27 protein-coding genes and 1 pseudogene are annotated in these 24,432 nt (G+C 42.0%); 21 read left to right on the forward strand and 7 right to left on the reverse strand.

All coding sequences use genetic code 11. From position 1 onward, the window contains the following. Positions 1-98: 98 nt before the first annotated feature. A complete protein-coding gene (locus tag LQ216_RS03315) occupies positions 99-941 on the forward strand; it encodes a YitT family protein (RefSeq protein ID WP_230126689.1) in 843 nt (280 codons plus the stop codon). A 106-nt stretch (positions 942-1,047) separates the two neighbouring features. Next, positions 1,048-1,347: pseudogene (locus tag LQ216_RS03320) on the forward strand (general stress protein); the annotation flags it as partial. A 289-nt stretch (positions 1,348-1,636) separates the two neighbouring features. On the opposite strand, the gene LQ216_RS03325 reads toward LQ216_RS03320, so the two are convergent. The 3 genes from LQ216_RS03325 to LQ216_RS03335 form a co-directional block, all read right to left on the reverse strand. Next, positions 1,637-1,840, reverse strand: a complete 204-nt coding sequence (locus LQ216_RS03325; protein WP_230126690.1) for a DUF3813 domain-containing protein — start codon at positions 1,838-1,840, stop codon at positions 1,637-1,639. Next, entirely contained in the window at positions 1,840-1,992 is a 153-nt protein-coding gene (locus LQ216_RS03330) for a hypothetical protein (protein ID WP_230126691.1), read from the reverse strand. The genes LQ216_RS03325 and LQ216_RS03330 overlap by 1 nt, the downstream gene beginning before the upstream one ends. Positions 1,993-2,110: 118 nt before the next feature. After that, a complete protein-coding gene (locus LQ216_RS03335) occupies positions 2,111-2,929 on the reverse strand; it encodes a Cof-type HAD-IIB family hydrolase (protein ID WP_230126692.1) in 819 nt (272 codons plus the stop codon). A 179-nt stretch (positions 2,930-3,108) separates the two neighbouring features. Here LQ216_RS03335 and yjfP point away from each other — a divergent pair, with 179 nt between their 5' ends. The 4 genes from yjfP to LQ216_RS03355 all read left to right on the forward strand — a co-directional run bounded on the left by yjfP (position 3,109) and on the right by LQ216_RS03355 (position 5,036). Then, positions 3,109-3,897 carry an esterase gene (gene yjfP, locus LQ216_RS03340; RefSeq protein ID WP_230126693.1) on the forward strand — a complete coding sequence of 263 codons (789 nt, stop codon included), beginning with the start codon at positions 3,109-3,111 and terminating at the stop codon, positions 3,895-3,897. A 59-nt stretch (positions 3,898-3,956) separates the two neighbouring features. Further along, complete coding sequence (locus tag LQ216_RS03345; RefSeq protein WP_230126694.1) at positions 3,957-4,265, forward strand: metal-sulfur cluster assembly factor; 309 nt, start codon at positions 3,957-3,959, stop codon at positions 4,263-4,265. A gap of 86 nt (positions 4,266-4,351) precedes the next feature. Further along, positions 4,352-4,834 (forward strand): hypothetical protein, encoded by a 483-nt coding sequence (locus LQ216_RS03350; RefSeq protein WP_230126695.1) that lies wholly within the window; start codon positions 4,352-4,354, stop codon positions 4,832-4,834. After that, complete coding sequence (locus LQ216_RS03355) at positions 4,818-5,036, forward strand: hypothetical protein (protein ID WP_230126696.1); 219 nt, start codon at positions 4,818-4,820, stop codon at positions 5,034-5,036. Before LQ216_RS03350 ends, LQ216_RS03355 begins: the two co-directional genes overlap by 17 nt. Positions 5,037-5,088: 52 nt before the next feature. Here the strand turns inward: LQ216_RS03355 and LQ216_RS03360 are convergent, their stop codons facing one another. Then, on the reverse strand, positions 5,089-5,781 hold the full coding sequence (locus tag LQ216_RS03360) for a Crp/Fnr family transcriptional regulator (RefSeq protein ID WP_230126697.1): 693 nt from the start codon (positions 5,779-5,781) through the stop codon (positions 5,089-5,091). A 319-nt stretch (positions 5,782-6,100) separates the two neighbouring features. On the opposite strand from LQ216_RS03360, the gene moaA reads away from it, so the two are divergent. Then, positions 6,101-7,117, forward strand: a complete 1,017-nt coding sequence (gene moaA / locus LQ216_RS03365; protein WP_290369219.1) for a GTP 3',8-cyclase MoaA — start codon at positions 6,101-6,103, stop codon at positions 7,115-7,117. Between the two features lie 281 nt (positions 7,118-7,398). Here the strand turns inward: moaA and ric are convergent, their stop codons facing one another. Continuing rightward, a complete protein-coding gene (ric, locus tag LQ216_RS03370) occupies positions 7,399-8,097 on the reverse strand; it encodes an iron-sulfur cluster repair di-iron protein (protein ID WP_230126698.1) in 699 nt (232 codons plus the stop codon). 542 nt (positions 8,098-8,639) lie between these two features. Between ric and LQ216_RS03375 the strand changes: the two genes are divergently transcribed. The 9 genes from LQ216_RS03375 (at position 8,640) to LQ216_RS03415 (ending at position 19,248) form a co-directional block, all read left to right on the forward strand. Further along, positions 8,640-9,374 (forward strand): YwiC-like family protein, encoded by a 735-nt coding sequence (locus LQ216_RS03375; protein WP_230126699.1) that lies wholly within the window; start codon positions 8,640-8,642, stop codon positions 9,372-9,374. A gap of 193 nt (positions 9,375-9,567) precedes the next feature. Then, positions 9,568-10,602 carry an N-acetyl-gamma-glutamyl-phosphate reductase gene (argC, locus tag LQ216_RS03380; protein ID WP_230126700.1) on the forward strand — a complete coding sequence of 345 codons (1,035 nt, stop codon included), beginning with the start codon at positions 9,568-9,570 and terminating at the stop codon, positions 10,600-10,602. 18 nt (positions 10,603-10,620) lie between these two features. Then, entirely contained in the window at positions 10,621-11,853 is a 1,233-nt protein-coding gene (gene argJ / locus LQ216_RS03385; RefSeq protein WP_230126701.1) for a bifunctional ornithine acetyltransferase/N-acetylglutamate synthase, read from the forward strand. Between the two features lie 11 nt (positions 11,854-11,864). Further along, positions 11,865-12,638 carry an acetylglutamate kinase gene (gene argB, locus LQ216_RS03390; protein ID WP_230126702.1) on the forward strand — a complete coding sequence of 258 codons (774 nt, stop codon included), beginning with the start codon at positions 11,865-11,867 and terminating at the stop codon, positions 12,636-12,638. Beyond that, positions 12,635-13,792, forward strand: coding sequence for an acetylornithine transaminase (locus tag LQ216_RS03395; protein WP_230126703.1), 1,158 nt, complete (start codon positions 12,635-12,637; stop codon positions 13,790-13,792). The genes argB and LQ216_RS03395 overlap by 4 nt, the downstream gene beginning before the upstream one ends. Positions 13,793-13,863: 71 nt before the next feature. Beyond that, positions 13,864-14,946 carry a carbamoyl phosphate synthase small subunit gene (locus tag LQ216_RS03400; protein ID WP_230126704.1) on the forward strand — a complete coding sequence of 361 codons (1,083 nt, stop codon included), beginning with the start codon at positions 13,864-13,866 and terminating at the stop codon, positions 14,944-14,946. After that, positions 14,939-18,058, forward strand: coding sequence for a carbamoyl phosphate synthase large subunit (locus LQ216_RS03405; RefSeq protein WP_230126705.1), 3,120 nt, complete (start codon positions 14,939-14,941; stop codon positions 18,056-18,058). Before LQ216_RS03400 ends, LQ216_RS03405 begins: the two co-directional genes overlap by 8 nt. Further along, positions 18,055-19,011, forward strand: a complete 957-nt coding sequence (gene argF, locus LQ216_RS03410; protein ID WP_230126706.1) for an ornithine carbamoyltransferase — start codon at positions 18,055-18,057, stop codon at positions 19,009-19,011. Before LQ216_RS03405 ends, argF begins: the two co-directional genes overlap by 4 nt. Positions 19,012-19,068: 57 nt before the next feature. Next, on the forward strand, positions 19,069-19,248 hold the full coding sequence (locus tag LQ216_RS03415) for a YjzC family protein (protein ID WP_117308758.1): 180 nt from the start codon (positions 19,069-19,071) through the stop codon (positions 19,246-19,248). A 264-nt stretch (positions 19,249-19,512) separates the two neighbouring features. On the opposite strand, the gene LQ216_RS03420 is transcribed toward LQ216_RS03415, so the two are convergent. Then, a complete protein-coding gene (locus tag LQ216_RS03420; protein ID WP_230126707.1) occupies positions 19,513-19,701 on the reverse strand; it encodes a YjzD family protein in 189 nt (62 codons plus the stop codon). A gap of 245 nt (positions 19,702-19,946) precedes the next feature. Here LQ216_RS03420 and LQ216_RS03425 point away from each other — a divergent pair, with 245 nt between their 5' ends. From LQ216_RS03425 to LQ216_RS03440, 4 genes are all read left to right on the forward strand, one after another. Then, positions 19,947-20,672 carry a hydrolase gene (locus LQ216_RS03425; protein ID WP_230126708.1) on the forward strand — a complete coding sequence of 242 codons (726 nt, stop codon included), beginning with the start codon at positions 19,947-19,949 and terminating at the stop codon, positions 20,670-20,672. An 82-nt stretch (positions 20,673-20,754) separates the two neighbouring features. Next, positions 20,755-21,561 carry a hypothetical protein gene (locus LQ216_RS03430; RefSeq protein ID WP_230126709.1) on the forward strand — a complete coding sequence of 269 codons (807 nt, stop codon included), beginning with the start codon at positions 20,755-20,757 and terminating at the stop codon, positions 21,559-21,561. 162 nt (positions 21,562-21,723) lie between these two features. Next, complete coding sequence (locus tag LQ216_RS03435; RefSeq protein ID WP_230126881.1) at positions 21,724-22,677, forward strand: BMP family ABC transporter substrate-binding protein; 954 nt, start codon at positions 21,724-21,726, stop codon at positions 22,675-22,677. Positions 22,678-22,696: 19 nt separating this feature from the next. After that, a complete protein-coding gene (locus LQ216_RS03440) occupies positions 22,697-22,882 on the forward strand; it encodes a ComZ family protein (RefSeq protein ID WP_230126710.1) in 186 nt (61 codons plus the stop codon). Positions 22,883-22,993: 111 nt separating this feature from the next. On the opposite strand, the gene LQ216_RS03445 is transcribed toward LQ216_RS03440, so the two are convergent. Continuing rightward, positions 22,994-23,215, reverse strand: coding sequence for a hypothetical protein (locus LQ216_RS03445; protein WP_230126711.1), 222 nt, complete (start codon positions 23,213-23,215; stop codon positions 22,994-22,996). 204 nt (positions 23,216-23,419) lie between these two features. On the opposite strand from LQ216_RS03445, the gene LQ216_RS03450 reads away from it, so the two are divergent. After that, on the forward strand, positions 23,420-24,352 hold the full coding sequence (locus tag LQ216_RS03450) for a beta-ketoacyl-ACP synthase III (protein WP_230126712.1): 933 nt from the start codon (positions 23,420-23,422) through the stop codon (positions 24,350-24,352). Positions 24,353-24,432 lie beyond the last annotated feature (80 nt).

Here is a 24,432-nt window from a genome sequence, read left to right on the forward strand (position 1 = left end):
GTGTAGCATTTCGCTGAAAAAAAACAATCCATTCATGTATAGAATAATCGCTTGAGGGTATCAGGATACTATGTATGTTGAAGATAGGAGGAACAACGATGAATTTCACAGAGGTAAAAAAAGTAATTATCGTCATTATCGGCGCATTTTTGAATGCTATTGCGATGAATCTATTTTTAATTCCCGCGGATGTTTACGCAAGTGGATTTACAGGAGCAGCCCAATTGCTCTCCCGATTAATCGGATCTTTTGCACCATTCAACTTATCTACCGGAATTTTATTGTTATTATTGAACATTCCAGTCACGATCATCGCCTGGAAAAGAGTCGGGAAATCATTTACGATATACAGCTTTTTAAGCGTTGTCCTTATGTCACTCTTTCTGGAAATCATCCCGATCAAACATGTTTCGCCGGACATTTTGCTGAACGCTGTCTTTGGCGGGGTCATTGCTGCGGTGGGCGTGGGAATAACGCTCAAGTACGGAGCTTCAACAGGCGGGATGGATATTATCGCCATGCTGCTTTCACGAATGAAAGACAGGCCGGTCGGTACATATTTTTTCATGTTGAACGCCATCATCATTGTTACAGCAGGTAGTCTCTATGGATGGGAAAAGGCACTTTACACGCTTGTGACTCTATATGCCTCAACCCGGGTAATTGATGCGATTCACACTAGACATGAAAAATTGACGGCCATGATCATAACCAAGAAAAGCGAAGAACTGAAAAAAGCAATTCATGGCAAATTAGTGCGGGGGATAACGATGCTGCCTGCAAAGGGTGGCTTCTCCAATGAAAACCGGGACATTATGATGATCGTTATCACCAGGTATGAGCTGTATGATTTAGAGAGAACCATCCGGGAGGTTGATCCACAGGCATTTACAAATATTACGGAAACCGCAGCCATTTTCGGTTCATTCCGTAAGGATTAAGAAGCATTTTATGGTAATTGGGGTTTTACCGTTTAATTATCCCTAAAAAAGGCTAATTCACCAATGTATGCAAGTACAGAAAATCTTTAAGAGGAGTGATTTTAAAATGGCTAACAATAACGGTAAAATGAGCAGAGAAGAAGCGGGACGTATGGGCGGCGAAGCTACTTCGAGAAATCATGATAAAGATTTTTATCAGGAAATTGGCCAAAAAGGCGGAAAAACTACCTCTACAAATCATGACAGGGACTTCTACCAGGAGATCGGCCAAAAGGGCGGCGAAGCCACTTCCGAAAATCATGACACAGAATTCTATCAGGAAATCGGGCAGAAGGGCGGCGAAGCTACTTCTGATAAGCATGGCAAAGAATTCTATCAAGAAATTGGCAGAAAAGGCGGCGAATCCGCTTGACCGTGAATTCTTATGAGGAAATCGGTAGTTATAACGATTAATTGGACAGACAGGATGAGTCCAAAGTATACAATTGTAACCATTGGACTCATCCTCATTTTTTCGGCAAGTTTTTGGATTTATTATCGAGTTTCGCAGACTTATTTTCAAATTTTAGACTTTATTATCAACTTCCAGACATTTATTATCAACTTTTTTCATATATCGATTTCTCGACAATAATCGACACCACTTTGCACAGATAAATAAAAGAGCCGACGAAAGTTACGTCGGCCCCCATTCTTCATTTTTTCGTTGCAAAATCTTCGTCCTCAAGCTGATGCTGCAGTTCACTTAACTGAGCCTGCTCAGCAGGAGTTGAATTGGCAAAAGCTGAAGAGATCGCATTTTTGGCAACTTCCAGCTTTTCCGGCTGTTCGGAGGAATTGCCGCCATTCAAAAATTGTCCGACAAATTTTCTAGCTTGTTGAAATAGAGGATTGCCCATCAGAAGCCACCATAGCTTGCTTCAGACATGGATTGAAGCTTTTGAGCTTCCGCTTCTGCGTACGTTGTGTGATAAGGGATTTTTTCGGCATGCTTTGATACAGTATTTGAGCCTTGCTGTACAAAACGTTTCGACTTATTGCTTTTTCCCATTATTATCGCCTCCGCGCATATAAGCAATTTGACACTGAAGATAGGTGTCACTATATATTGTGGTTTTAAGCATAAAGATTTAAAAGCTTTAAAAAATGGGAATTGTAAAGCTGTTGATTTAAGCGATTTTAATATTGAATTTTTCTTCAAGAAATACAGCGATGCCGTCTTCCTGATTGGTTAATGTAGTTGTATTGGCGACACTCTTCAATTGGGAAATCGCATTCCCCATGGCCACTCCGGTCCCCGCGTAGTCAAGCATTTCGAGATCATTATCTTCATCGCCAAAGGCAATGATTCTTTCCTTGGGGATATTGAAGGATTTTGCAACCTTCTGAATGCCGACAGCCTTGTTAAGTCCTGCGCTGATGATTTCGATGACATGAAAAGGGTCAGCCCAGCGGCGATGATCGATTAATTCCGCGTGAACATCTGATAAATGCTTGCGAATCTGCGCCACTTGCTGCTCTTCAGTATGTATCAGCATACTTGTAGGAGAATCCTCAAGGAAATTTCTCAAATCACCCGTTGTTACCCTCGGATTTCCCATTTTAAAAATATCAATAAGCTTTTCATCATGGTAGTGGAAGTAAATATCATCCCGAACCTCGGCAATAATATTATGGTATTGAAATTGATCACACGCTTCGACGATTTCTTTGGCTACGGATATGTCCAATGGGGTATGGAACGTTCCCCAGCTGTTATTCAACGGGTGATGCACAAACGCGCCGTTAAAATTAACAATCGGTGTCTTCAACTCAAGCTCATGATAATATATTTCACTGGAACGATAAGGACGCCCGGTGGCAATCATCACCTCATGACCATCGTTTTTTAATTTTGTTAAAATGGCTTTGGAGCGCGGTGAAATCTCTTTTTCATCAGTTAATAATGTTCCGTCAAGATCGAGACAAATTAAATGTTTCTCTGTCATAGTCGTCACCTTCAATTTCATTGTTTATTAATGCATGAGCATAATGTTTTATTATATGCATTTAATATTACCTTGATTTTAAGGAAAGTTAAATCTTTTTCATTCTTTCAGCTTTCGAGGTATAGTTACAACTATAAGTAATTTATTAAAGTAAGTAAACTATCTGGAGGGTACCCGCATTGGTTATTATTGAGAATGAGCGCATTCAAGATATCCCAGTCCTGCATATGGCAAAACAGGAAAGCTGGAAGGAAAAACTTCCTTTAGTTATTTTTAATCATGGCTTCACAAGTGCAAAGGAGCACAATCTGCATTATGCGTATTTAATGGCTGAAAAAGGTTTTCGCGTCGTCCTTCCGGATGCCTTATATCACGGGGACAGAGCCTCCAGTTTCGATGAAAAAAAATTGATGGGTCATTTTTGGAATATCGTGATTTCGACGATCCAGGATCTACCGGTGATAAAGGAAAACTTATCAGAACGGAATCTAATCGATCCCGAGAAAGTAGGGCTTGCCGGCACGTCCATGGGCGGAATTGTCACGCTCGGTGCACTGGCCGCTTATGATTGGGTCCATACAGGGGTTAGCTTGATGGGAAATCCCGCTTACGTCTCGTATGCGAAATTGCAAATGGATACACTTAGAAAGCAAGGGATGAAAATAGAGATGTCTGATGAAGAAATTCAGAAGACACTCGATCTGCTGGCGAAATACGATCTCAGCCTTCAGAAGGAAAAAGTAGCAGGACGCCCGTTGTTGTTCTGGCATGGCGCAAAGGACGGTGTGGTTCCTTACCAAAATGCCTATGAATTATATGAATTATTACGTCCGGCATATGAACAATCTAAGGATAAGCTATCGTTTATTTTAGATAAGAAAGCGGACCATAAAGTAAGCAGAGCAGGGGTTTTACAAACGGCTGAATGGTTTGAAAAGCATTTAAGCCCAGTCGTGCAAAACGCTTAATTAGCTAATGGAATTCTGTTATGATGTAATAAGGATACATGAAAAAGGAGTGTTGAAATATGGATCAGGATCTTAAGGATAATATTTTTGGTGCTCTTGAGCAGGTAATTGACCCTGAGCTTGGGATTGATATCGTGAACCTCGGTTTAGTATATGATGCAGAGATGGATGATGAGGGTGTTACGACGATAACAATGACTTTGACAGCGATGGGCTGCCCGCTCGCAGGGACGATTGTCGACCAGGTTAAGCTTGCACTGGAGGACATTCCGGAAGTGAAAGAAACCGAAGTGGATATCGTTTGGAATCCGCCATGGTCAAAAGACCGCATGTCCCGGTATGCAAAGATCGCCCTTGGGATTAAATAAGATTGTTGATTTACAGATAAAGTCGGCAGAAAGAATGGTAAATATGATTCTTTCTGCCGGCTTTTTATTTTATATGTTTTCGTTTCATGGCAACAAAACAGAAATTTCGGCAACAGAAGTCCTCGGACTGGCAACAAAAACAGGGAAAGTGGCAACAAAATCTGAATTTCGGCAACAAAAATCAGAACAGGCAACAAAACAGAAATTCCGGCAACGAAAGTCCTCGGACTGGCAACAAAAACAGAGAAAGTGGCAACAAAATCCGAATTTCGGCAACAAAAATCAGAACAGGCAACAAAACAGAAATTCCGGCAACGAAAGTCAGCGGACTGGCAACAAAATCAAGGAAAGTGGCAACAAAATCTGAATTTCGGCAACAAAAAACGGAACAGGCAACAAAACAGAAATTCCGGCAACAAAAGTCCTCGGACTGGCAACAAAAACAGGGAAAGTGGCAACAAAATCTGAATTTCGGTAACAAAAAACGGAACAGGCAACAAAACAGAAATTTCGGCAACAGAAGTCCTCGGACTGGCAACAAAAACAGAGAAAGTGGCAACAAAATCTGAATTTCGGCAACAAAAAACGGAACAGGCAACAAAACAGAAATTTCGGCAACAGAAGTCCTCGGACTGGCAACAAAAACAGGGAAAGTGGCAACAAAATCTGAATTTCGGCAACAAAAAACGGAACAGGCAACAAAACAGAAATTCCGGCAACGAAAATGGGAACCATCGGCGGGAAGCTACGTTTCAGCATGGCGGAAAGTAGTTGTTTCAAACGAATGAGCTCAAATCCTTAACTTTAAGGGCATATGCTGCCATCATTCGATACTGCAATAAATAGCGGGGCAGTTCTCACAGCCAATTTCATTCTTTAAGTATGGAAGGTCATGGATGGTAATATGCCCTTTATTAATAGAGAGGACATGTTCCCGTTTTAAAGAATTGAGCATCCGATTGACGCTTTCCCTGGAAGAGGCGCAAAAGTTTGCGAGCTCCTGGTTAGTCAAATGCAAATCAATTAAGATTCCATCTTCTTTTTCAACCCCAAAGCTATTGGTCATTCTGATAAGCGTAGAGTATAACGCACCCTTTTTCCCATTTAAGACTAAATCACGAAATTTTGTCTGGGTCCTGCGGGAATGATCGCTCATCCATTTCATGACTTCAAGAGCAAGCGCAGGGTCTTCAAACATCCTTTGTTCCAATCTATTCTTATTTACCACGGCAATTTCTGCAGCTTCAAGGACTCTCGCACTTAATAAATATTTTGCCGACTCTGTAAAGAGTGTAAGTTCCCCGCAAATATCATTTTCTCCGCAAATGCGAAGCGACAATTCCTGTCCCTCCATCGTTATCTTGCCTATTTGCACCCTTCCTGACAAAACTACAAATAATTCGGCAGCCTCCATTCCTTCTCTATATAGGAAAGCATCCCTTTCAAGATGGATGGTTCTGTCCGCAATCTTTAACAGTTCTTTTATTTGAACGGAATGAGTTTGTTTGACAAGCACTTTTCATCATCACCTTTTGAAAATGATCGGTTATTAAATATAAACACTATACTTTTAGTGAAAAGGCATTTTCTTACTCTTATTATAAAGAATCTGCAAGAAGGAAATATGGAATAATGAGGCGATATTTTGAACTATTTTTGACGAAATCATGACAAGTGATCAAAAACTTATATAGTGATATTAGACAATCAATCATTGCTGCTGTATAAATCTGAAAGTGGCAAAACGGTGTTAAAAGTGAACGAACCATGATACAATCAGATGATATCAGTGTATTTATTTTTTGCGATATCAAATTTCTAAGGGAGTGAGCACAATCGACATAATCAAAGTTAAAGATGCTTTGGATAGACCCTTAAGAGATTTACGGATTTCTGTTATTGATCGCTGTAACTTAAGATGTCAATATTGTATGCCTGCGGAAATCTTTAACGAAAGCTTTCAATTTCTTCCCCGCAGCGAGCTTTTATCTTATGAAGAAATTGAACGGGTCTCGAGAATATTTGCAAGTCTTGGTGTTGAAAAGCTAAGAATAACCGGCGGGGAACCGCTGCTCAGAAAAAATCTTCCTCATTTGATCAAAAATCTTTCTAAGATAGATGGCATTAAAGATATCGGTTTGACGACTAATGGAGTATTCCTGAAAAGGTATGCGTCTGAATTAAAGGAAGCCGGATTACATCGCGTAAACGTCAGCCTTGATAGCATGGATGATGAGCTTTTCAAGGAAATTAACGGCAGAAAAGTCGGGACCGCCCCAGTGATTGAAGGAATGCGGGCTGCCAGGGATGCTGGACTTGGGGTTAAGGTTAATATGGTCGTTAAAAAAGGGCTGAATGAGTCGCAGATTCTGCCTATGGCCCGTTTTTGCAAGGATGAAGGATTGCAGCTGCGCTATATCGAATTCATGGATGTCGGCAGCACGAACGGCTGGCAGATGGATAATGTGGTCACCAAGAAAGAAATCTTTGATAGGCTTGCAGCTGAATTTGAGCTGGAACCGGCAGATCCTGATTATTACGGTGAGGTGGCCAAAAGATATCGGTATAAAGGGACAGATACACAGGTCGGCTTTATTACTTCCGTTTCCGAATCCTTCTGTGGTAGCTGCACCCGTGCCCGCATATCCGCTAAAGGGGACATTTATACTTGTCTTTTCAACGGTAACGGCCACGATATTAAATCGCTGCTTCGTACCAATATGACAGACGAAGAGCTTACCAAACATATTGCTTCTATTTGGAATCATCGTCGCGATCGCTATTCGGACGAGAGGGCGGAAGGCAAAAATAAAGATCAGGAAAAAATCGAGATGTCCTATATAGGCGGTTGAACCTCTGCTTTTCGCAGAGGTTTTTCTATATCTCAGGAAGAAACAATCCGAAGTTAAGAAGGAGGATTATCCCTTCCTTTTAGAAGTGGGTGACGGTACAAAACTTGATAATTAGAATGTCAGTACAAAAACTAGAACCGGCTACAAAATGAAAATTTCCGCTACAAAAGCCGAATTTTCGCTACAAAACTAGTCAACTCGGCGACAAAGTCAAAATTTCGGCTACAAAAACAAAAACGGCAAGGACAGCAATAATGATTTCTGTCCTCACCGTTAAATTATCAAGCTGAAGTATATCTTGGAAATAAGATATGGTTCTCTAAGTGGATATGCTTAAAGGTGGTATCTTCGACGCTTTCAAGACGATTGAATACCAGCCTGAATGTTCCGCAAGCATTCTGTGGCGGTGTGAAGTCGTCGGTAAGTTCCCTTAGTTCCTTTAAAATGTCACCGGATTTTTGATGTTCATTTTCAAGCTCGAGAATCGCGCGGCTAATTACATCCTTGGAGACCACCTGTGCCTGCTTGTCGAGGATAAGAGGGAAGACAATATCTTCTTCCTTTTGCATATGTTCAAGCATCTCTTCTTTTAAGGCGAAGAACAGCTCCCGGATTCTAAGTAGTTCCGGATGTCTTTCACCATGAACTTTAACTACCTTGGTTACATAAGGGCTTAATTGTTTAAATTCTTCTATCGTCGGATTATGGAACTTCGCGATAATCGTCTCAATTAGATCTGTTGATTCGGCTTGTTCCCACTCTGGCGTTTGCAGCTCTACATCTTCTTCACCTGCATATTTATCACGCAGTTGCTCCATCAGTTCTGAAGCATCCAAGCCACGACCTTCTGCCGCTGCTTTGATCGAAATGTTGCCGCCGCAGCAAAAATCAATCCGGTGTTGTTTGAACACATCGCTTGATTTAGGAAATACCGTAACAGCGTCTTTCACCAATATATCTTCAGTAAAGGGTAGATTCATGTTTGTTACCTCCTTATAATTCTTCCAATACAAACATAAACAAAATATTTGTCTAAGTACGTGATATAAATCACAAAACCCATGCATTTTTTCCCAAAGTAGAAAAGATAAGGTTCTTCATCACCAAAAGAAGTGGTTTAAGCTTTGACTATCCGTTGATTTCCGCTCCAGGCGCTCGCTTTCCGCGGGCAGTCCGGAAGCTCCTCGGCAAAGGGCAGGCCTCCGGGGTCTCCCTTGGCCTGCTTTTCCCGCAGGACGTTGAATCATCATCCATGCATAGGCACCGCACGAGAAAATGCGTATGCATTTTCGAGGAGTTCGCACCTTCCTCTCCAATCAACTTTGTTGCAAAATTGACTGAGATATTACGTTAATCAATATTAAACCACCAGTTATGGTGAAGAGCCAAAGATAAATGTACAAATTTCCATAAGTGCAACCTCAGCTCTCTAAGTAATGATTAATTGTTGTGATTTCTTTCACACAAACTTTTATTACCCTGCAGTATATTAAAAGTGAGAACTGTGAAATGGGTGATGACCATGAAATTATTTTTGCCGAAACAACACGGTGCCTGGGCCATGTTGATTATTCCATTTTGGCTGGGGGTGTTTGCATCGCAGTTTAAGTGGTTGCATATTCCGCTTTTTCTTGGCTGGGTATTTCTTTATCTTGCTACGTACCCGATGCTGCTGTTGTGTAAAAGAAAGAAGAAGCAGCAAAGGTTTTATGCTAAATGGACCGCAATCTATCTTGGAATCTCCCTGCTTTTGCTTAGTGCTCCATTAGTCAGTGAACCGGGGCTCTTCATGTTTGCTCTTATCTTTTTACCGTTTTTCCTGCTGAATGGGTATTACTCTTCTGTAAATAAAGACCGGGCATTAACGAATGATATCAGTGCCATTGCGGTTTTCTGCCTGGCCGGAGTAGCAAGCCATTTTTTTGGGGCGAGGGAAATGCATAACAATGGCTTCCATGTTGCCGCAGTTTCGTTTTTGTTTTTTCTGGGCAGCACCTTTTATGTAAAAACGATGATCAGGGAAAAAAAGAATGCTTCGTTTAAAACGATCTCTTGGGGGTATCATGGTTTGGTGGTTTTATTTTGGGCATTTACCGGTAATTGGCTCGTATTGCTCGCATTCACACCCAGCCTTGTAAGAGCCATTGCCTTTTATGGCAGAAAGCTTTCGGTGATGAAAGTGGGTATTTACGAAATTCTCAACGCGGTCATTTTTTTCCTTGTCATGGCCGTTGAGATATTTAAAGAAGCTCACTGATTGGCTAGACTCGGGAGACGGCGATTAGCAGTGTGCAAAAAAATATATACTTTCCAAATGAAAGCCGGCAAATTGTTGCCGGTTTTTTAAAAATGAAAAAATTTATAAAAATACAATTGATTTTATTTTTATTCAGTCATATAATGATAGAAATTAAGATTGACAGTGAACTTTATGAACTGGAGATGATTATTTGAAAGTTTCTATTGTAGGCGCGACCGGTTATGGAGGACTGGAGCTGATCAGGCTGCTCGAGAACCATCCCCATTTCGAGATTGCTTCCCTGCATACTTCTTCTACACCTGGACGTCAAATTTATGAAGAAAACCCGCATTTGATGCATAAGGAATATACACTCGCGAAAATTAACCCGGAAGAAATCAGAAAAAAATCAGAACTGGTCTTTCTGGCTACACCCTCTGGAATATCATCTGAGCTAGCCACGGTATTTAACGAACTGGGAATGAAAGTAATCGATCTTTCAGGTGACTTACGGCTTAAAAATTCTGAGGTATATGAAAAATGGTATCAACATTCTCCCGCACCTCCTGAGATTATCCAAAAAGCGGTTTATGGATTATCCGAGTGGAATGCCGGCGTGATCCGACAGGCACAGATTATTGCAAATCCCGGATGCTATCCAACGGCAACACTACTTGGTCTCGCTCCTTTGTACACGGAGCAATGGGCAGTTGGTTCTGATGTAATTGTCGACGCGAAATCAGGAGTATCCGGTGCCGGAAAATCACCGAATGCCGCAACCCACTACAGTGAAATGAATGAAAACTTCAAAATATATAAGGTCCATCAACACCAGCATATTCCCGAAATTGAACAACAGCTCACGCAATGGTTCGAAGGTTCGCAGCCTATTTCCTTCAGTACGCATCTGGTGCCGATGACAAGAGGCATAATGTCAACGATGTATGTGAAACTGCGAAGGCAAACTTCCACTGCAGAATTAGTAGATTTGTATAAAACTGTTTATGAAGACCATCCATTTGTCCGGATACAGCCGCAAGGCAACTTTCCATGCACGAAACAAGTATATGGATCTAATTTTTGTGATATCGGGGTTGCCTTTGATGAAAGGACCAATAAAGCGACCATCGTTTCCGTCATCGATAATCTAATGAAAGGAGCGGCCGGTCAGGCCGTTCAAAACGCCAATATATTGTTTGGCGTAGAAGAAACGGCAGGACTTAAGAATATTCCGGTGTACCCTTAAACTACTTGGAGGTTAGTCATGAAAACACTTAACCCTGTTGAAATGGTTCAACAGATTGATCAAGGAAATATTTTATCGCCACGAGGCTATAGAGCGGCAGGAGTCCATGCAGGATTACGTTATTCCAAAAAAGATATCGGAGCTATTTTATCCGACCGCCCCGCGGCTTGTGCAGCTGTTTATACCCAAAGTGTCGTTCAAGCGGCGCCACTTGATGTAACCCGGGAGAGTATTATGCTTGAGAAAACACTTCAGGGCGTGATCGTGAACAGCGCTTGTGCCAATGCCTGCACAGGCACCAAGGGTCTTGAGGATGCATATGAAATGAGAAGCGAGGCCGCCAAAAAATTCGGAGTGCCAGCCCATTATATGGCGGTTGCCTCTACAGGCGTAATCGGAGAATATATGCAAATGGATAAAATTAAGAATGGGATATCGATGCTTGCGCCCTCGGCAGCTTCGGATGCCGCTTGCGATTTCGAAACGGCGATATTAACCACTGATACGGTTACGAAGAACTGTGCCTATGAAGCCATAATCGATGGCAAGAAGGTGATGATGGGCGGTGCCGCGAAGGGATCCGGAATGATTCATCCGAATATGGCAACGATGCTTGGATTCATCACGACAGATGCTTCAATTGACTCAGCAGACCTGCAAACAGCCTTATCCGCTGTTACGGACGATACCTTTAATCAAATTACCGTTGATGGCGATACATCAACGAATGACATGGTCCTTGTTCTCGCAAACGGCGAAGCAGGGAACCAGAAGCTTTCATCTATTCATCCTGAATGGGAAATCTTTCTTAAACTATTAAAGAAGACATCTGAAGATCTCGCAAAGCAAATTGCCAAAGATGGTGAAGGCGCCACAAAGCTGATTGAAGTGAACGTGCAGGGCATGAAAACAAAGAAGGATGCTCAGGCCATGGCAAAACTAATCATTGGCTCTAGTCTGGTGAAAACGGCTGTTTATGGCTCAGACGCCAACTGGGGAAGAATCATTGCCGTAATGGGCAGAAGCGGTCTTCATTTCAATCCGGAAACGATAAATATTTCATTTGGCGACATCAACGTTTTAGATCATGGAATGCCAGTGGATTTTTCTGAAGATGAAGCTAAAGCATACCTGGAGAACAAGAATATTATCATCAATGTGTTATTGCAGGAAGGCAACGAAAAAGGCACAGCCTGGGGCTGTGATTTGACATATGACTACGTCAAAATAAATGCCAGCTACCGAACGTAAGGAGGCAATAGATGAAGATATTGGTCATAAAATGCGGCGGAAGCATTATCGATGAATTATCACCAACATTTTTTGCAAGCGTGAAAGATTTGCGGAAACGCGGTTACCAGCTTGTTTTTGTCCATGGCGGGGGTCCAGATATAAATGCGATGCTTACCAAATACGAAATTGAACCGGTGTTTGAAAACGGGCTGCGAAAAACGACGGATGAAGTTTTGAATATCGTGGAATTGGTACTGTCAGGTCAATCAAACCGAAATCTCGTTCATAAGCTCGAGATAAACGGGATTAAGGCCATTGGTTTAAATGGATCAGACACAAAGCTGTTGACAGGGGAATTCATCGATGAATCAGCACTCGGCGCAGTCGGAGAAGTTAAAAATGTGAATACAGGACTTCTGGAACTGCTTCTGGAACGTGGGATATCACCAGTGTTAACACCGATCTCCATCACTGACTCCGGACGAAAACTCAATGTAAACGCCGATATGGCAGCGGGGGCAGTCGCTAAGGCGCTAAATGCCGAAATGTGCCTGTTCGTGACTGATGTAAAAGGTGTGCTTAAGGATGGCAAAATACTTGAGGAGCTTACTGAATCAGAAATTCAAAGCTTAATCAATGAAGGCAGCATTCATGGCGGAATGATTCCAAAGGTGAAAACAGCGTTATCCGTCCTGAATAAAGGGATCAATGAAGTAATGATTGTGAGCGGAAAAGAATGCTTTTTCAATAATGAACAATTTATCGGGACAAAAATTGTCTGTGAGGAGGAGGTATATCAGTGAGCGCATTATTCCCTACTTATCAAAAGTGGAACATCGAACCTGAAACTGCGAGTGGTTCATGGTTAACGGATAAAAACGGAAAAAAATATCTCGATTTCACCTCTGGAATCGGAGTTTTGAATCTCGGACATTGCCATCCAGGGGTAATGCAGGCGGTAACGAACCAACTGGAGAAGTTTTGGCATACCTCCAATCTGTTCCAAAGCAGTGGGCAGGAAAAAACGGCGGATGCTCTGGCACAGTCCTCAAGGCTACAGCAGGTCTTTTTCTGTAATAGCGGGGCGGAGGCAAATGAGGCGGCGATCAAGCTGGCAAGGAAGGCGACTGGCAAGAGTAAAATCGTTACGTTTCATCAATCCTTCCATGGACGAACATTTGCGACGATGGCTGCTACGGGTCAGGAGAAAGTAAGGACCGGATATGGTCCAATGCTTGAGGCTTTTGAGTATGTGACCTATAACGATAGCAAACAACTGGCCGAAGCAGTCGATGAAAACACAGCTGCAGTCATGCTCGAAATCGTACAGGGTGAAGGCGGCATTCATATAGCAGAGCCTGATTTTCTAAACATGATAAAAGATGTTTGCAAGAGTTCAGGCGCGTTGATCATCGTTGACGAAATTCAAACCGGGATAGGAAGAACCGGTAAACCGTTTGCCTATCAGCATTTCGACTTTCAACCGGATATCGTGACATTAGCGAAGGGGCTTGGCAACGGACTTCCGATTGGAGCAATGATTGGGAAAAAAGAGCTAGAAGAATATTTTGGACCAGGAAGCCATGGTTCGACTTTTGGCGGCAACCCGGTCAGTGTGGCGGCTGCGGGAGCGGTTCTTCAAGAGATTCTTGATCCCCGTTTTTTGGCAGAGACGGTTGAGAAAGGACAACATTTGCTTGTCGAACTGAAAAATGCATTACATCAAGCGGAAGACGTAAAGGAAATCCGCGGACTTGGGTTAATGATTGCGATTGAATTGAAACAAGAGGCACAACCTATCCTGATTAGGCTTCAGGAACAAGGACTGCTTACCCTCACAGCAGGTCCTAACGTATTACGCCTGCTTCCGCCGTTGACAGCAGACAAAAAAGAACTCGACATTGCCGTTGATATGATCAAAAATGTAATCCATACAAAAGCAGCCATAAAGGGCTGAATTTTTATAGAAATTCATGTATAAAAATACTGAAAATTATTTAAATATTCGTCATCCAGAGAGGTGAAAGTATGAAAACCTATTTACATTTAGCAAATGGTAACACTTTTGAAGGAAAGATTATCACAAAGCCTATGAATGGGGAGATTCAGGGGGAAGTCGTCTTTTTTACTGGAATGACCGGTTATCAGGAAGTTCTGACAGATCCGTCCTATAAAGATCAGATCATTGTCTTTACCTATCCGCTCATTGGTAATTATGGAATCAATGAGGACGATTTTGAGAGCAAGAAACCGCATGTCGCGGGAGTGATTGTCTACGAAGGCAACTTGAACCATTCTCATTATCAGGCGAAATATTCTTTAAAGGATTATCTCGATAAATGGAATATCCCGCTTCTATCCGGCATCGACACCAGGACGCTTGTGAAAAATATCCGCGTAGAAGGATCGATGGAGGCTGTGATCACGAGGGAAAAACATTATGATCCAGCGGACTTGGTCATGGAAACAAAGAACGTGATTCAGAAAGTATCATCACAAAAAATCCAAAGTTTTGGAAAAGGCAGCACTCATATTGTTCTCATGGATTTTGGCTACAAAAAATCAATTCTTGAAGCGCTGCTTGAGCATGATTGTAAAGTAACCGTCGTTCCATATGAGACAGCATTGGAAAAAATAAAGCCATTAAAACCTGACGGCATTCTCCTTTCCAACGGACCTGGAGATCCAAAGCAGTTAGAGACATTATTAGGAAATATAAAAGAGATTATTTCAGCCTACCCGACTATGGCCATTTGTCTTGGACATCAGCTGACTGCACTTGCCTTTGGTGGAAATACGAAAAAAATGCTTTATGGGCATAGAGGGGCAAATCAGCCTGTCGTCGATCTGCAAACCAAGAAAGTTTATATGAGCTCTCAAAATCATAGCTATGAAGTGGATGAACCAAGTTTAAAAAACACCCCTTTGCGCGTGCGTTTCCGGAATGTGAATGACAGCACGGTAGAAGGATTGCTCCATTCGACATTGCCGATTATGACCACGCAATATCATCCAGAGGCTAATCCGGGCCCGGTTGAAAGCAGCAAACTTTTCGAAGAATTTTTACAGATGATAAACGAAAATAGCGGGAGAGTTCAAGCATATGCCTAAAGACACATCGATCCAAACCATCCTAGTCATCGGGTCAGGGCCGATAGTGATCGGCCAGGCCGCAGAATTTGATTATGCAGGCACACAGGCCTGCCTTGCTTTGAAGGAAGAGGGCTATAAGGTCATTCTTGTCAATAATAATCCCGCTACGATCATGACGGATAAGATAAATGCCGATGTGGTTTATTTCGAGCCGTTAACCTGTGACGTAGTTGCGCGTATTATCGAAAAGGAACGTCCTGATGGGTTGCTTGCCACCCTGGGCGGCCAGACTGGCTTAAACCTTGCCTACCAATTACATGAGCAGGGAATTCTGGAAGCAAATCATGTAAAGCTTTTGGGAACGCCCATCGATTCGATCAAAAAAGGTGAGGACCGAGAGCTTTTCCGACAGTTGATGTTTGAAATAAATGAACCGGTGCCTGAAAGCCAAATCGTCCACACGATAGAAGAGGCGGTTGAATTCGCCGAGATAATAGGGTTTCCTATCATCATCCGCCCTGCATATACACTAGGCGGAACAGGCGGCGGGATTACGGACAATATGGAAAACTTCAAAGAGCTTGTCCGCGGCGGCCTTCAGGAAAGCCCAATAACTCAATGCTTGATTGAAAAAAGCATTGCCGGTTATAAAGAAGTGGAGTACGAAGTAATGCGGGATGGCAACAATACATGCATTACTATTTGTAATATGGAAAACATCGATCCGGTAGGAATCCATACCGGGGACTCCGTGGTGGTCGCGCCCTCCCAGACGCTTACAGATGAAGAGTTCCATATGCTTCGTGCGGCTTCGATAAAAATCATTTCATCGCTTGGCATAATCGGGGGTTGCAACATTCAATTTGCATTAGACCCAAACAGTAAAAATTATTACTTAATCGAAGTCAATCCACGGGTAAGCCGTTCGTCTGCCCTGGCTTCCAAGGCAACGGGGTATCCAATTGCGAGAATCGCAGCAAAACTTTCGGTCGGTTATTATTTATCTGAGCTTGTTAATCCTGTAACTAAGAGCACGTACGCAAGCTTTGAGCCGGCGCTTGATTATGTGGCCGTGAAATTCCCGAGATGGCCGTTCGATAAATTCACGACAGCCAATCGCAAGCTGGGGACGCAAATGAAGGCAACCGGGGAAGTGATGGCACTCCACAGAAATTTGGAAGGTGCCATACAAAAAGCAGTCGATTCCCTTGAATTAAAAACGGTGGGCCTGCAACTTAGCGCATTAAAAGAAAAAACGGTACCGGAATTATGGGAGATGCTTTCCCAATGCTCGGATGAAAGAATCTTCGTTATTTTTGAAATGATCCGTAAAGGCGTCATTGTTCAAGAAATTCATCAGGCAACCGAGATTGATTATTTTTTCTTGCATGCATTTGCATCGATTATCGAAATGGAACAAATAGCCGCTGTTTCAAAACCGCTTTCGCTTGATGAAGAAGAATTGCGGCTCATGAAGGAAAGAGGGATATCTGACCGCTATCTGGCATTCGTTTGGAACCTGAAGGAGCATGAAGTTCGTAACTGGCGGAAAACAAAAGGTGTGCTTGCTGCTTATAAAACGGTTGATACATGTGCTGCCGAATTTGAATCACACACGAATTATTATTATTCCACTTATTTTGGTGAAAATGAACAGCAGCGATCGGAAAAGCCAAAAGTGCTCATGATTGGCAGCGGACCGATTCGGATCGGCCAGGGGATTGAGTTCGATTATTGTTCTGTCCATGGTGTGTATGCTCTTCAGCAGGAAAACGTGGAAACGATCATGATCAATAATAATCCTGAAACGGTCAGTACCGATTTCGCAACGGCAGATAGATTATACTTCGAGCCATTAACCTTGGAATACGTCTTAAATGTAATTGAGGCGGAAGGGATCACGGACGTAATTGTTCAATTCGGCGGTCAGACAGCGATAAACCTTGCACAGGGATTAGAAGAAAATGGTGTGAATTTACTCGGGACATCCTTCGACATTCTTGACCAACTCGAGGATAGAGACCGGTTCTATCAATTGCTAAGAAAACTGGACATCCCGCATGTACCTGGTACGATGGCCCATAATAAAACGGAGTTGATCCAGCATGCAGAGGAGATAGGATTCCCTGTTTTATTAAGACCATCTTACGTAATCGGAGGCCAGGGAATGGAAATCTTCCCAGATAAAGATCGTTTACTGAATCGGCTTAAAAATGGCACAGCTTATGTATATCCCGTTTTGATCGATTCTTATATTCCAGGCAGGGAAGCGGAGATCGATTTAATCGCAGATGGAAAGGATGTTTATATTCCAATCATTGCTGAACATATTGAAAAAGCAGGGGTTCATTCCGGAGACAGTATGGCGATATTTCCCGCTCAGAGCTTATCCGTTCAGGAAAAAGAGAAAATCGTCGCTTATGCAAAAGCAATAGTGACAGAACTTGATTATAAGGGCCTGATGAACATTCAGTTTGTGTTAACAAATAAAGAGGTTTACGTACTTGAAGTGAATCCCCGGGCCAGTCGAACCATTCCAATTATTAGTAAAATTACCGACTTACCGATGGTTCAGGCAGCGACAAAAATATTGCTTGGGAAATATTTTTTGTCGAATTTGTTCGAAAAAACAGGATTAAGCGAAGATATTCCATACATTGTCGTCAAATATCCAGTATTTTCAACGTTTGCCTTAAGCGGATTGGATTCGAAAATCGGACCGGAAATGAAATCGACAGGTGAAGGAATCGCGATAGGCGAGGAAAGAACGGAAGCTCTTGCCAAGGTTTTTCATTTGAATAAACCATCACATGACAAAGAAATATATCAGGCTGATTCCGTCTTTCTAGAAAAAGATATCCTGCGGGAAATGGAACAATTGGGCTATAAGGCCGTAACCGTTGAATTTGATTCATGGCTGGTATCGAAACAAGGATCAGCCGTTCTTGCATATGGAGACAGTGATAATGATAAACATGTAAGGCACATGGCTTCAAAGTACCGATTGCCTGTTTTTACAGAGGAAGAAAGCTTCAGGGCTTATTTAGAGGGGTTATCAAATAAAGAGCCGGGGATTTCCTCTTTGCAAGAATGGCTGTTAAGACATTCAAAAGGAGTGACTCATGTATGAGAGCGGCGCAATTAAAAAAGAGGAATATATTGCAGCAAAAGGACTTTCTTGCACTAGCCGATATTCCGGGTGAACAGATTATAAAGCTAATTGAACTTGCCAAAAGCATCAAAAAAAAGCATGCGATGGGTGAGGAATATCAGCCGTTAACCGGCAAAACGCTTGGAATGATTTTTGAGAAATCGTCGACGCGTACCCGTGTTTCTTTTGAAGTAGGAATGCTGCAATTGGGGGGACATGCGCTGTTTTTAAGCGGCAATGACCTTCAAATAGGAAGAGGGGAAACGGTAACGGACACCGCGAAAGTATTGTCACAGTATGTGGATGGAATTATGATACGCACGTTTGAACATAAAAAAGTAGCCGAACTTGCTTCCGCTGCGACTATTCCTGTGATTAACGGACTGACTGATACGGCCCATCCTTGTCAGGCTCTTGCTGACTTATTAACGATTCAGGAAGTGAAGGGGCGTCTGACAGGGTTGAAAATGGCTTATCTTGGTGATGGGAATAATATGGCTCATTCACTTATGATGGCATGTGCCAAAACGGGAATGGACTTTGCGATAGGCTGCCCTAAAGAATACGAGCCCGATTACAGGATTTTCGAGCAAGCGCAAAAAGAAGCCGCCTTTCACGGTTGTTCTATTGAAATTCATTCTTCTCCAGAAGCGGCGATAAAAGAAGCTGACATTGTTTATTCCGATGTTTGGACATCGATGGGTCAGGAATTAGAGAATGAGCTCCGTCTGCAGGCATTCAAGGACTATCAAATCAATGCCGAACTAATCAAGCATGCAAAAAAAGACTATATGTTCATGCACTGTCTTCCCGCCCATCGCGGGGAAGAAGTCACAAGTGAGATTATAGATGGACCGCAATCGATTATTTTTGATCAGGCAGGAAATCGACTCCATGCACAAAAGGCAATTTTAGTGGATCTTATGTCATAAATAAGATTCAGACCCAGAGGTAACAATAAGGGTAGCACGCGCAAAGGGGGGAAGACGATGGGACAAAATCATCAGTTCAGGCCGGGGCAAAAAGCTCCCAACAATGGTTTTTATGTCGAGATTGGCGAGACAGGAAGCATGGTTGTAAACCCTCAGAAAATCAAATTGAATGCGGGAGACCATTTTCCTGAAACGGCTAATCATAATCGTCTCTGGACTTATCAACGGAAGCCTTAATCACTTTGGAGTCAGACCTTCACAAAAAAGGTCTGGCTTTTGTTCCTTTCTAGCTACAGCGCCCAGCCTCGACGCACAGGGTGGCGGTCTTAGTCGTTCTTCTACTCTTGCCAGGGCGCTTGCGCTTTTCTTACTTTCTGGGATATAAAGAAAATTCGCCGATGACATAGTTGTGCTTACGCATATACGAACGTTTATACTTTTCTGTGCCAAAAAGGACATCCCAAACACTTGGGATGTCCTTTACTTACATAAAAAATGGTATTAATGATCTGTTTTTTCAATCGGATCATTCGGAAGCAAGGCAGGTACAATCATGATTAATATGGTTGCCCCAACCCCTAAAATCGTGGCCGTTGTAAAATCGTATGAAGTCCCGATCATATTGGAAACCACATAAGTAAGCATATGAACTAATATCAGCGTCCAGAAAAACGTCATAAAGTATCGCATTGAATTCACCTCGTTCCACTACAATCGTTGTTTATTTTACCACACCTAGTTTACTTATAGCATTTATTTTAAATAAATTATTTGAAAAAATCTAGACAATTGCTCCTATAGAATATTATAAATGAGTTAAGCAATTTTTCAAAATAAAGCCGGAAATAGGCGTTATATGATAGGCATATAAACTTTCTGAATTCCTCGCCAGACATATAGTAATACAGGCAATTTCCCAAAAAGGAGCAGTACTTATGGAACAGCGAACATTTCAAAGTGAAGGCCAATGGAATATCGTCTATTACCCGATGAAGCCCAGCGGTTTTTCGGTGCTTATCATTGGAGACCAAAACCATTTTGTTGAGGAAGAAAATAGTTATTGGCTCCAGCATCCGGGAAGATTACAGATTTTAGACCTTTTAAAAGAATATGGCTATATGGTTTTCTCGTCCAATTTTTACAAAAGCGGATGGGGGAGTCAGAAGGCTGTGGAATTGGCGAAAAAAATATATTTTATCATGATGAAGAATGAAATATTAAATAGCAAAATCCATATCTTGGCTGAAGGGACGGGAGCTCTTACCGCAGTGAAGCTGATGGATGACATGAAGGAGCAAATCAGATCGGTTGTTTTAGTTAACCCATGTTTATCATTAAAAGCGTATCTAAAGAAAGAAAAGGAAAATAAATTTTTTTATAAAACACAGCTTAAAGAAATTTCAAGAGCGTTCGGTATGAAAGAAGAGAGGTGCGAGCAACTCATTATATCTTCTGAGGAGACATGGCCGAATAAAGAAATTCCCTTGAAAATCATTCAAGTCGTCGAAAGCATGGAAAAGGGTCAGACGGATCTATACAGAAGGCTTGAGCAGCAATCCGAAAGAGCGGAAACAGATATCACGTATTTGCTACCGGAAAAGAGATACAAAATCCCTTTGCAAATTCAACAATTCTTTAAGAAATATGAATCTTCTTTATAGTAATAGATATATTTCCATGATTGCCTGCATACGATACAGCATGCGTACGGCAGTATAACAAACAAGGTCGGGGGGCTTAATCATGGAATTATCCATTGTTTTAGGAGCCTATCAGTTTATCGGGTTTCATGTGTGTAAGTATTTGCTGGATCAGGGCATTGAGGTGCTCGGTGTCGATTGGACCGAGGATTCTCCCGACTCCGATCCTATAATAGAAGAAAAGCAAATGGAGATAGGAAGAAATTCCAATTTTACTTATCTGCAGCTAAATCAGCTGGAAGCTAATGCAGGAACAAGTAAGACAACACTCTTTATCAGCTGGTATGATGTCATCAAAGCCAGAAATAGTATGGATAAGGGTGTAAAAAACACGATTCAAAATTTGATAAACAAGTTCCATGAACGGGCTGAAAGGCCCCGCATTGTTTTGTTATATCCGCTTGGCTGCGGGGATGAAGAAAAAATCTCTACAGCGGATCAAATCATTTATCTTCCAACCATCTATGGGCCATGGCAACATGAAAACATGGTATTCGAGCAAGGAATACGAAGCAATAGTGCAGCTAAATTAAAATCAGCCCTTGAAGATGAATATACGCTTGACGCGATATATATAAACGACCTCCTCGACTCTTTTGAAAACATGCTCAGTCAAGCTGAAAAGAAGATCATAGCGCGCAGCTCCCTAGAAGATCAATGGGCTCTCGCAGCAAGGGAGCTATTTGACACCCCTATGATCGATGAAGTGGCTCCTGGACAGATTGGAACAAAAGAGGCGACAGGTTATGTGTACCACGTGAAAAATAATATGACCCCAAAGCAAGGAATAGAACGGCAAAAGCAGCATCATAAACGCCAGGAGCTTCTCAGACGATGGGAGAGTCGCTAAAAAATATTCCTTTTCATTTAATTATCAAAAAAGTAAAATGAAAGAGGACAATATTACTAGGGATTTTGGACTAATCTGGTTATTTATAAACGATTCATCTTTGAAATATAGCTATTTTCTATGAACAGGAGTGTTTGCTGTTACTATAAGGAGTTGCATATGATGGTTAAGAAAATAGGTATCATCTTTTATATTTTCATACTGCTTTTGGCCGGGTGTGATCAACCGATAGGTGGGGGAAATCTTAAAAAAGTCGGACTGCTTGTTCCTGAAACGATAAATGATCAAGTATGGGGAACAAAGGGCTATAAAGGATTATTGAATATACAGTCGCGTTTTGATGTCGATGTCTATTACAAAGAAGGCATGAATTCTAAGCTCATTGTTGAGCAAGCAGTTAAGGATTTTCACGAAAAGGGAATAAACTTGATCATTGGTCATGGAAGTGATTATGCAGCTTATTTTAATGAGTTGGCTAAGGATTATGAGGATATCCATTTTGTAAGTTTTAACGGAGATGCGGGCGAACCTAATACAACGAGTCTGAAATTCAAAGCACATGCCATGGGTTTTTTTGGTGGAATGGTAGCTGCCGAAATGTCCAAAACAAACAAGGTCGGAGTCCTTGCTGCGTTTGACTGGCAGCCTGAAGTTAAAGGTTTTATAGAGGGTGCGAAATATCAGAAAAAAGATATTGAAGTGGATACTCAGTATGTCGGTGACTGGGATTCCGAGGAGAAGGCGTTAATCTTGTTTGATGAAATGACGGCTGGTGGCGCAGATGTTTTGTATCCCGCGGGAGACGGGTATAATGTACCTGTAATCGAAAACATTAAAGAAAAGGGGTTATTTGCCATCGGTTATGTATCGGATCAATCAGATTTAGGAGAGTCCACAGTCCTGACAAGCACGATCCAGCATGTAGATGTGCTATATGAACTGGCAGCCGAGAGGTCTAATGAAGGGGAACTCAAATCAGGGAATTTATACTTTGATTTCCAAGACAAAGTCATAACGATGGGAAAATACAGCCCGCTCGTAGATAAAGATTTTACACGGAAAGTGGATGAACATATACAGAACTATATCGAAACCGGCAAACTGCCAAACGAATAATCGAAAAGGAGCAGATAAGATGGAGCAAGATAAGAATATGGAATTCTTGGCAATAGCCATGAAATATTTTCCGGAAGCAAAAGCAAAATTAGAAGCAGCAGGCATTTCATTTTCAATGGAGATGGCAGAGCCCTTCATGGACTTATTCCAAAAAGTAATGTACGAAGCCTATGAACTAGGCAAAAAGGAAGCACAAGAAAGTTAAAAATTCGGGAGCTGGGGATTGGGGTTAGTCGTAAAACAAGTTAATTCTTTCCTTTCTGCCAATAAAAAAGCTGGCTTAGCATGATTTAGCCAGCTTTTTTCTATTTCCGGATTATTTATCCTTAGTTATCCATTTGGCCAGCAATGGGTTGAGTTTGCTTAGGCCGGGTTTGATTTGATCGTAGACATTCATGAGGACATCGATATTTTCCATGAGTTTTTCATAATCGATATTGCTTGTTTCGGTTTCAAGATTTGGTTCCTCTTCTTCCTTTGCTTCAGCTCTTCTTCCGAACATTAGTTGTGTAAACCGGTCTCCGTTTTTCTGTTCCACTTGTCATGTGCACCACCTTAGGTTTCCGCTTCCTTTATCTAATTTACTGTATGAATGGAAATCATTCCTTGGATAGGCCCTTGTCTTTCTCGGAAGAAATAATTGTTTTCTATTGCAAGACGGTGAAGTTTTCTATAAAATTAGTACCAGGTAATAATAATTGATAATAATTTCAAATGAAAATAAAAATAAAGGGGTGTCCATATGAATGCTGGCATTTTAGGAATTGGCCGCTACTTACCTGAAAAGATTTTAACTAACCTCGATTTGGAAAAAATAGTCGATACTTCTGATGAATGGATCAGGACGAGAACGGGAATTGAGGAAAGAAGAATAGCAAGTGATGATATCGATACATCTGACATGGCTTACGCGGCGGCGCTAAAAGCCATTCAGGGATCAGGAATTTCAGCAGAGGATATTGACTTGATTTTAGTGGCTACGGTTACTCCGGATCAGCCGTTTCCCTCTGTTTCCTGTATGCTTCAAGAAAAATTGGGCGCAAAAAAGGCTGCCGCCATGGACATCAGTGCAGCATGTGCCGGATTCATGTATGGGATGGTAACCGCGGGTCAATTTATCCAAACAGGAGCTTATAAGCATGTATTAATAGTAGGAGTTGAAAAACTCTCGAAGGTTACAAACTGGGAAGATCGCAATACAGCCGTACTTTTCGGTGATGGGGCAGGAGCAGCGGTTATGGGACCGGTTTCCGATGGCCGGGGAATTCTTTCCTTCGAATTAGGGGCTGATGGTACAGGAGGCAAACATTTATATCAGCATAAACACATTGTCATGAACGGTCGCGAAGTGTTTAAATTCGCGGTGCGCCAAATGGGGGAATCCAGTGTCAATGTCCTCGAGAAAGCCGGTCTGTCAAGAGAAGATGTCGATTTACTCATCCCGCATCAGGCGAACATACGGATTATGGAAGCCGCAAGGGAACGACTAAACCTCCCGATTGAAAAAATGTCAAATACGGTTTATAAATACGGAAATACCTCTGCATCTTCCATCCCGATTGCAATCGTTGAGGAATTAGAAGCAGGAAAAATTAAAGATGACGACGTATTAGTTATGGTCGGTTTTGGCGGAGGCCTAACGTGGGGAGCGATTGCTCTTCGTTGGGGAAGGTAATCATAAAAAGTAAGAATTATTCATTTTATAAGATAAAGATAACGCGAATGTCTCTGTTTGGTTAGGCATTTTGAAAGGAG

This window comes from Bacillus sp. CECT 9360 (assembly GCF_918741275.1).
Taxonomy (GTDB): domain Bacteria; phylum Bacillota; class Bacilli; order Bacillales; family DSM-1321; genus Peribacillus.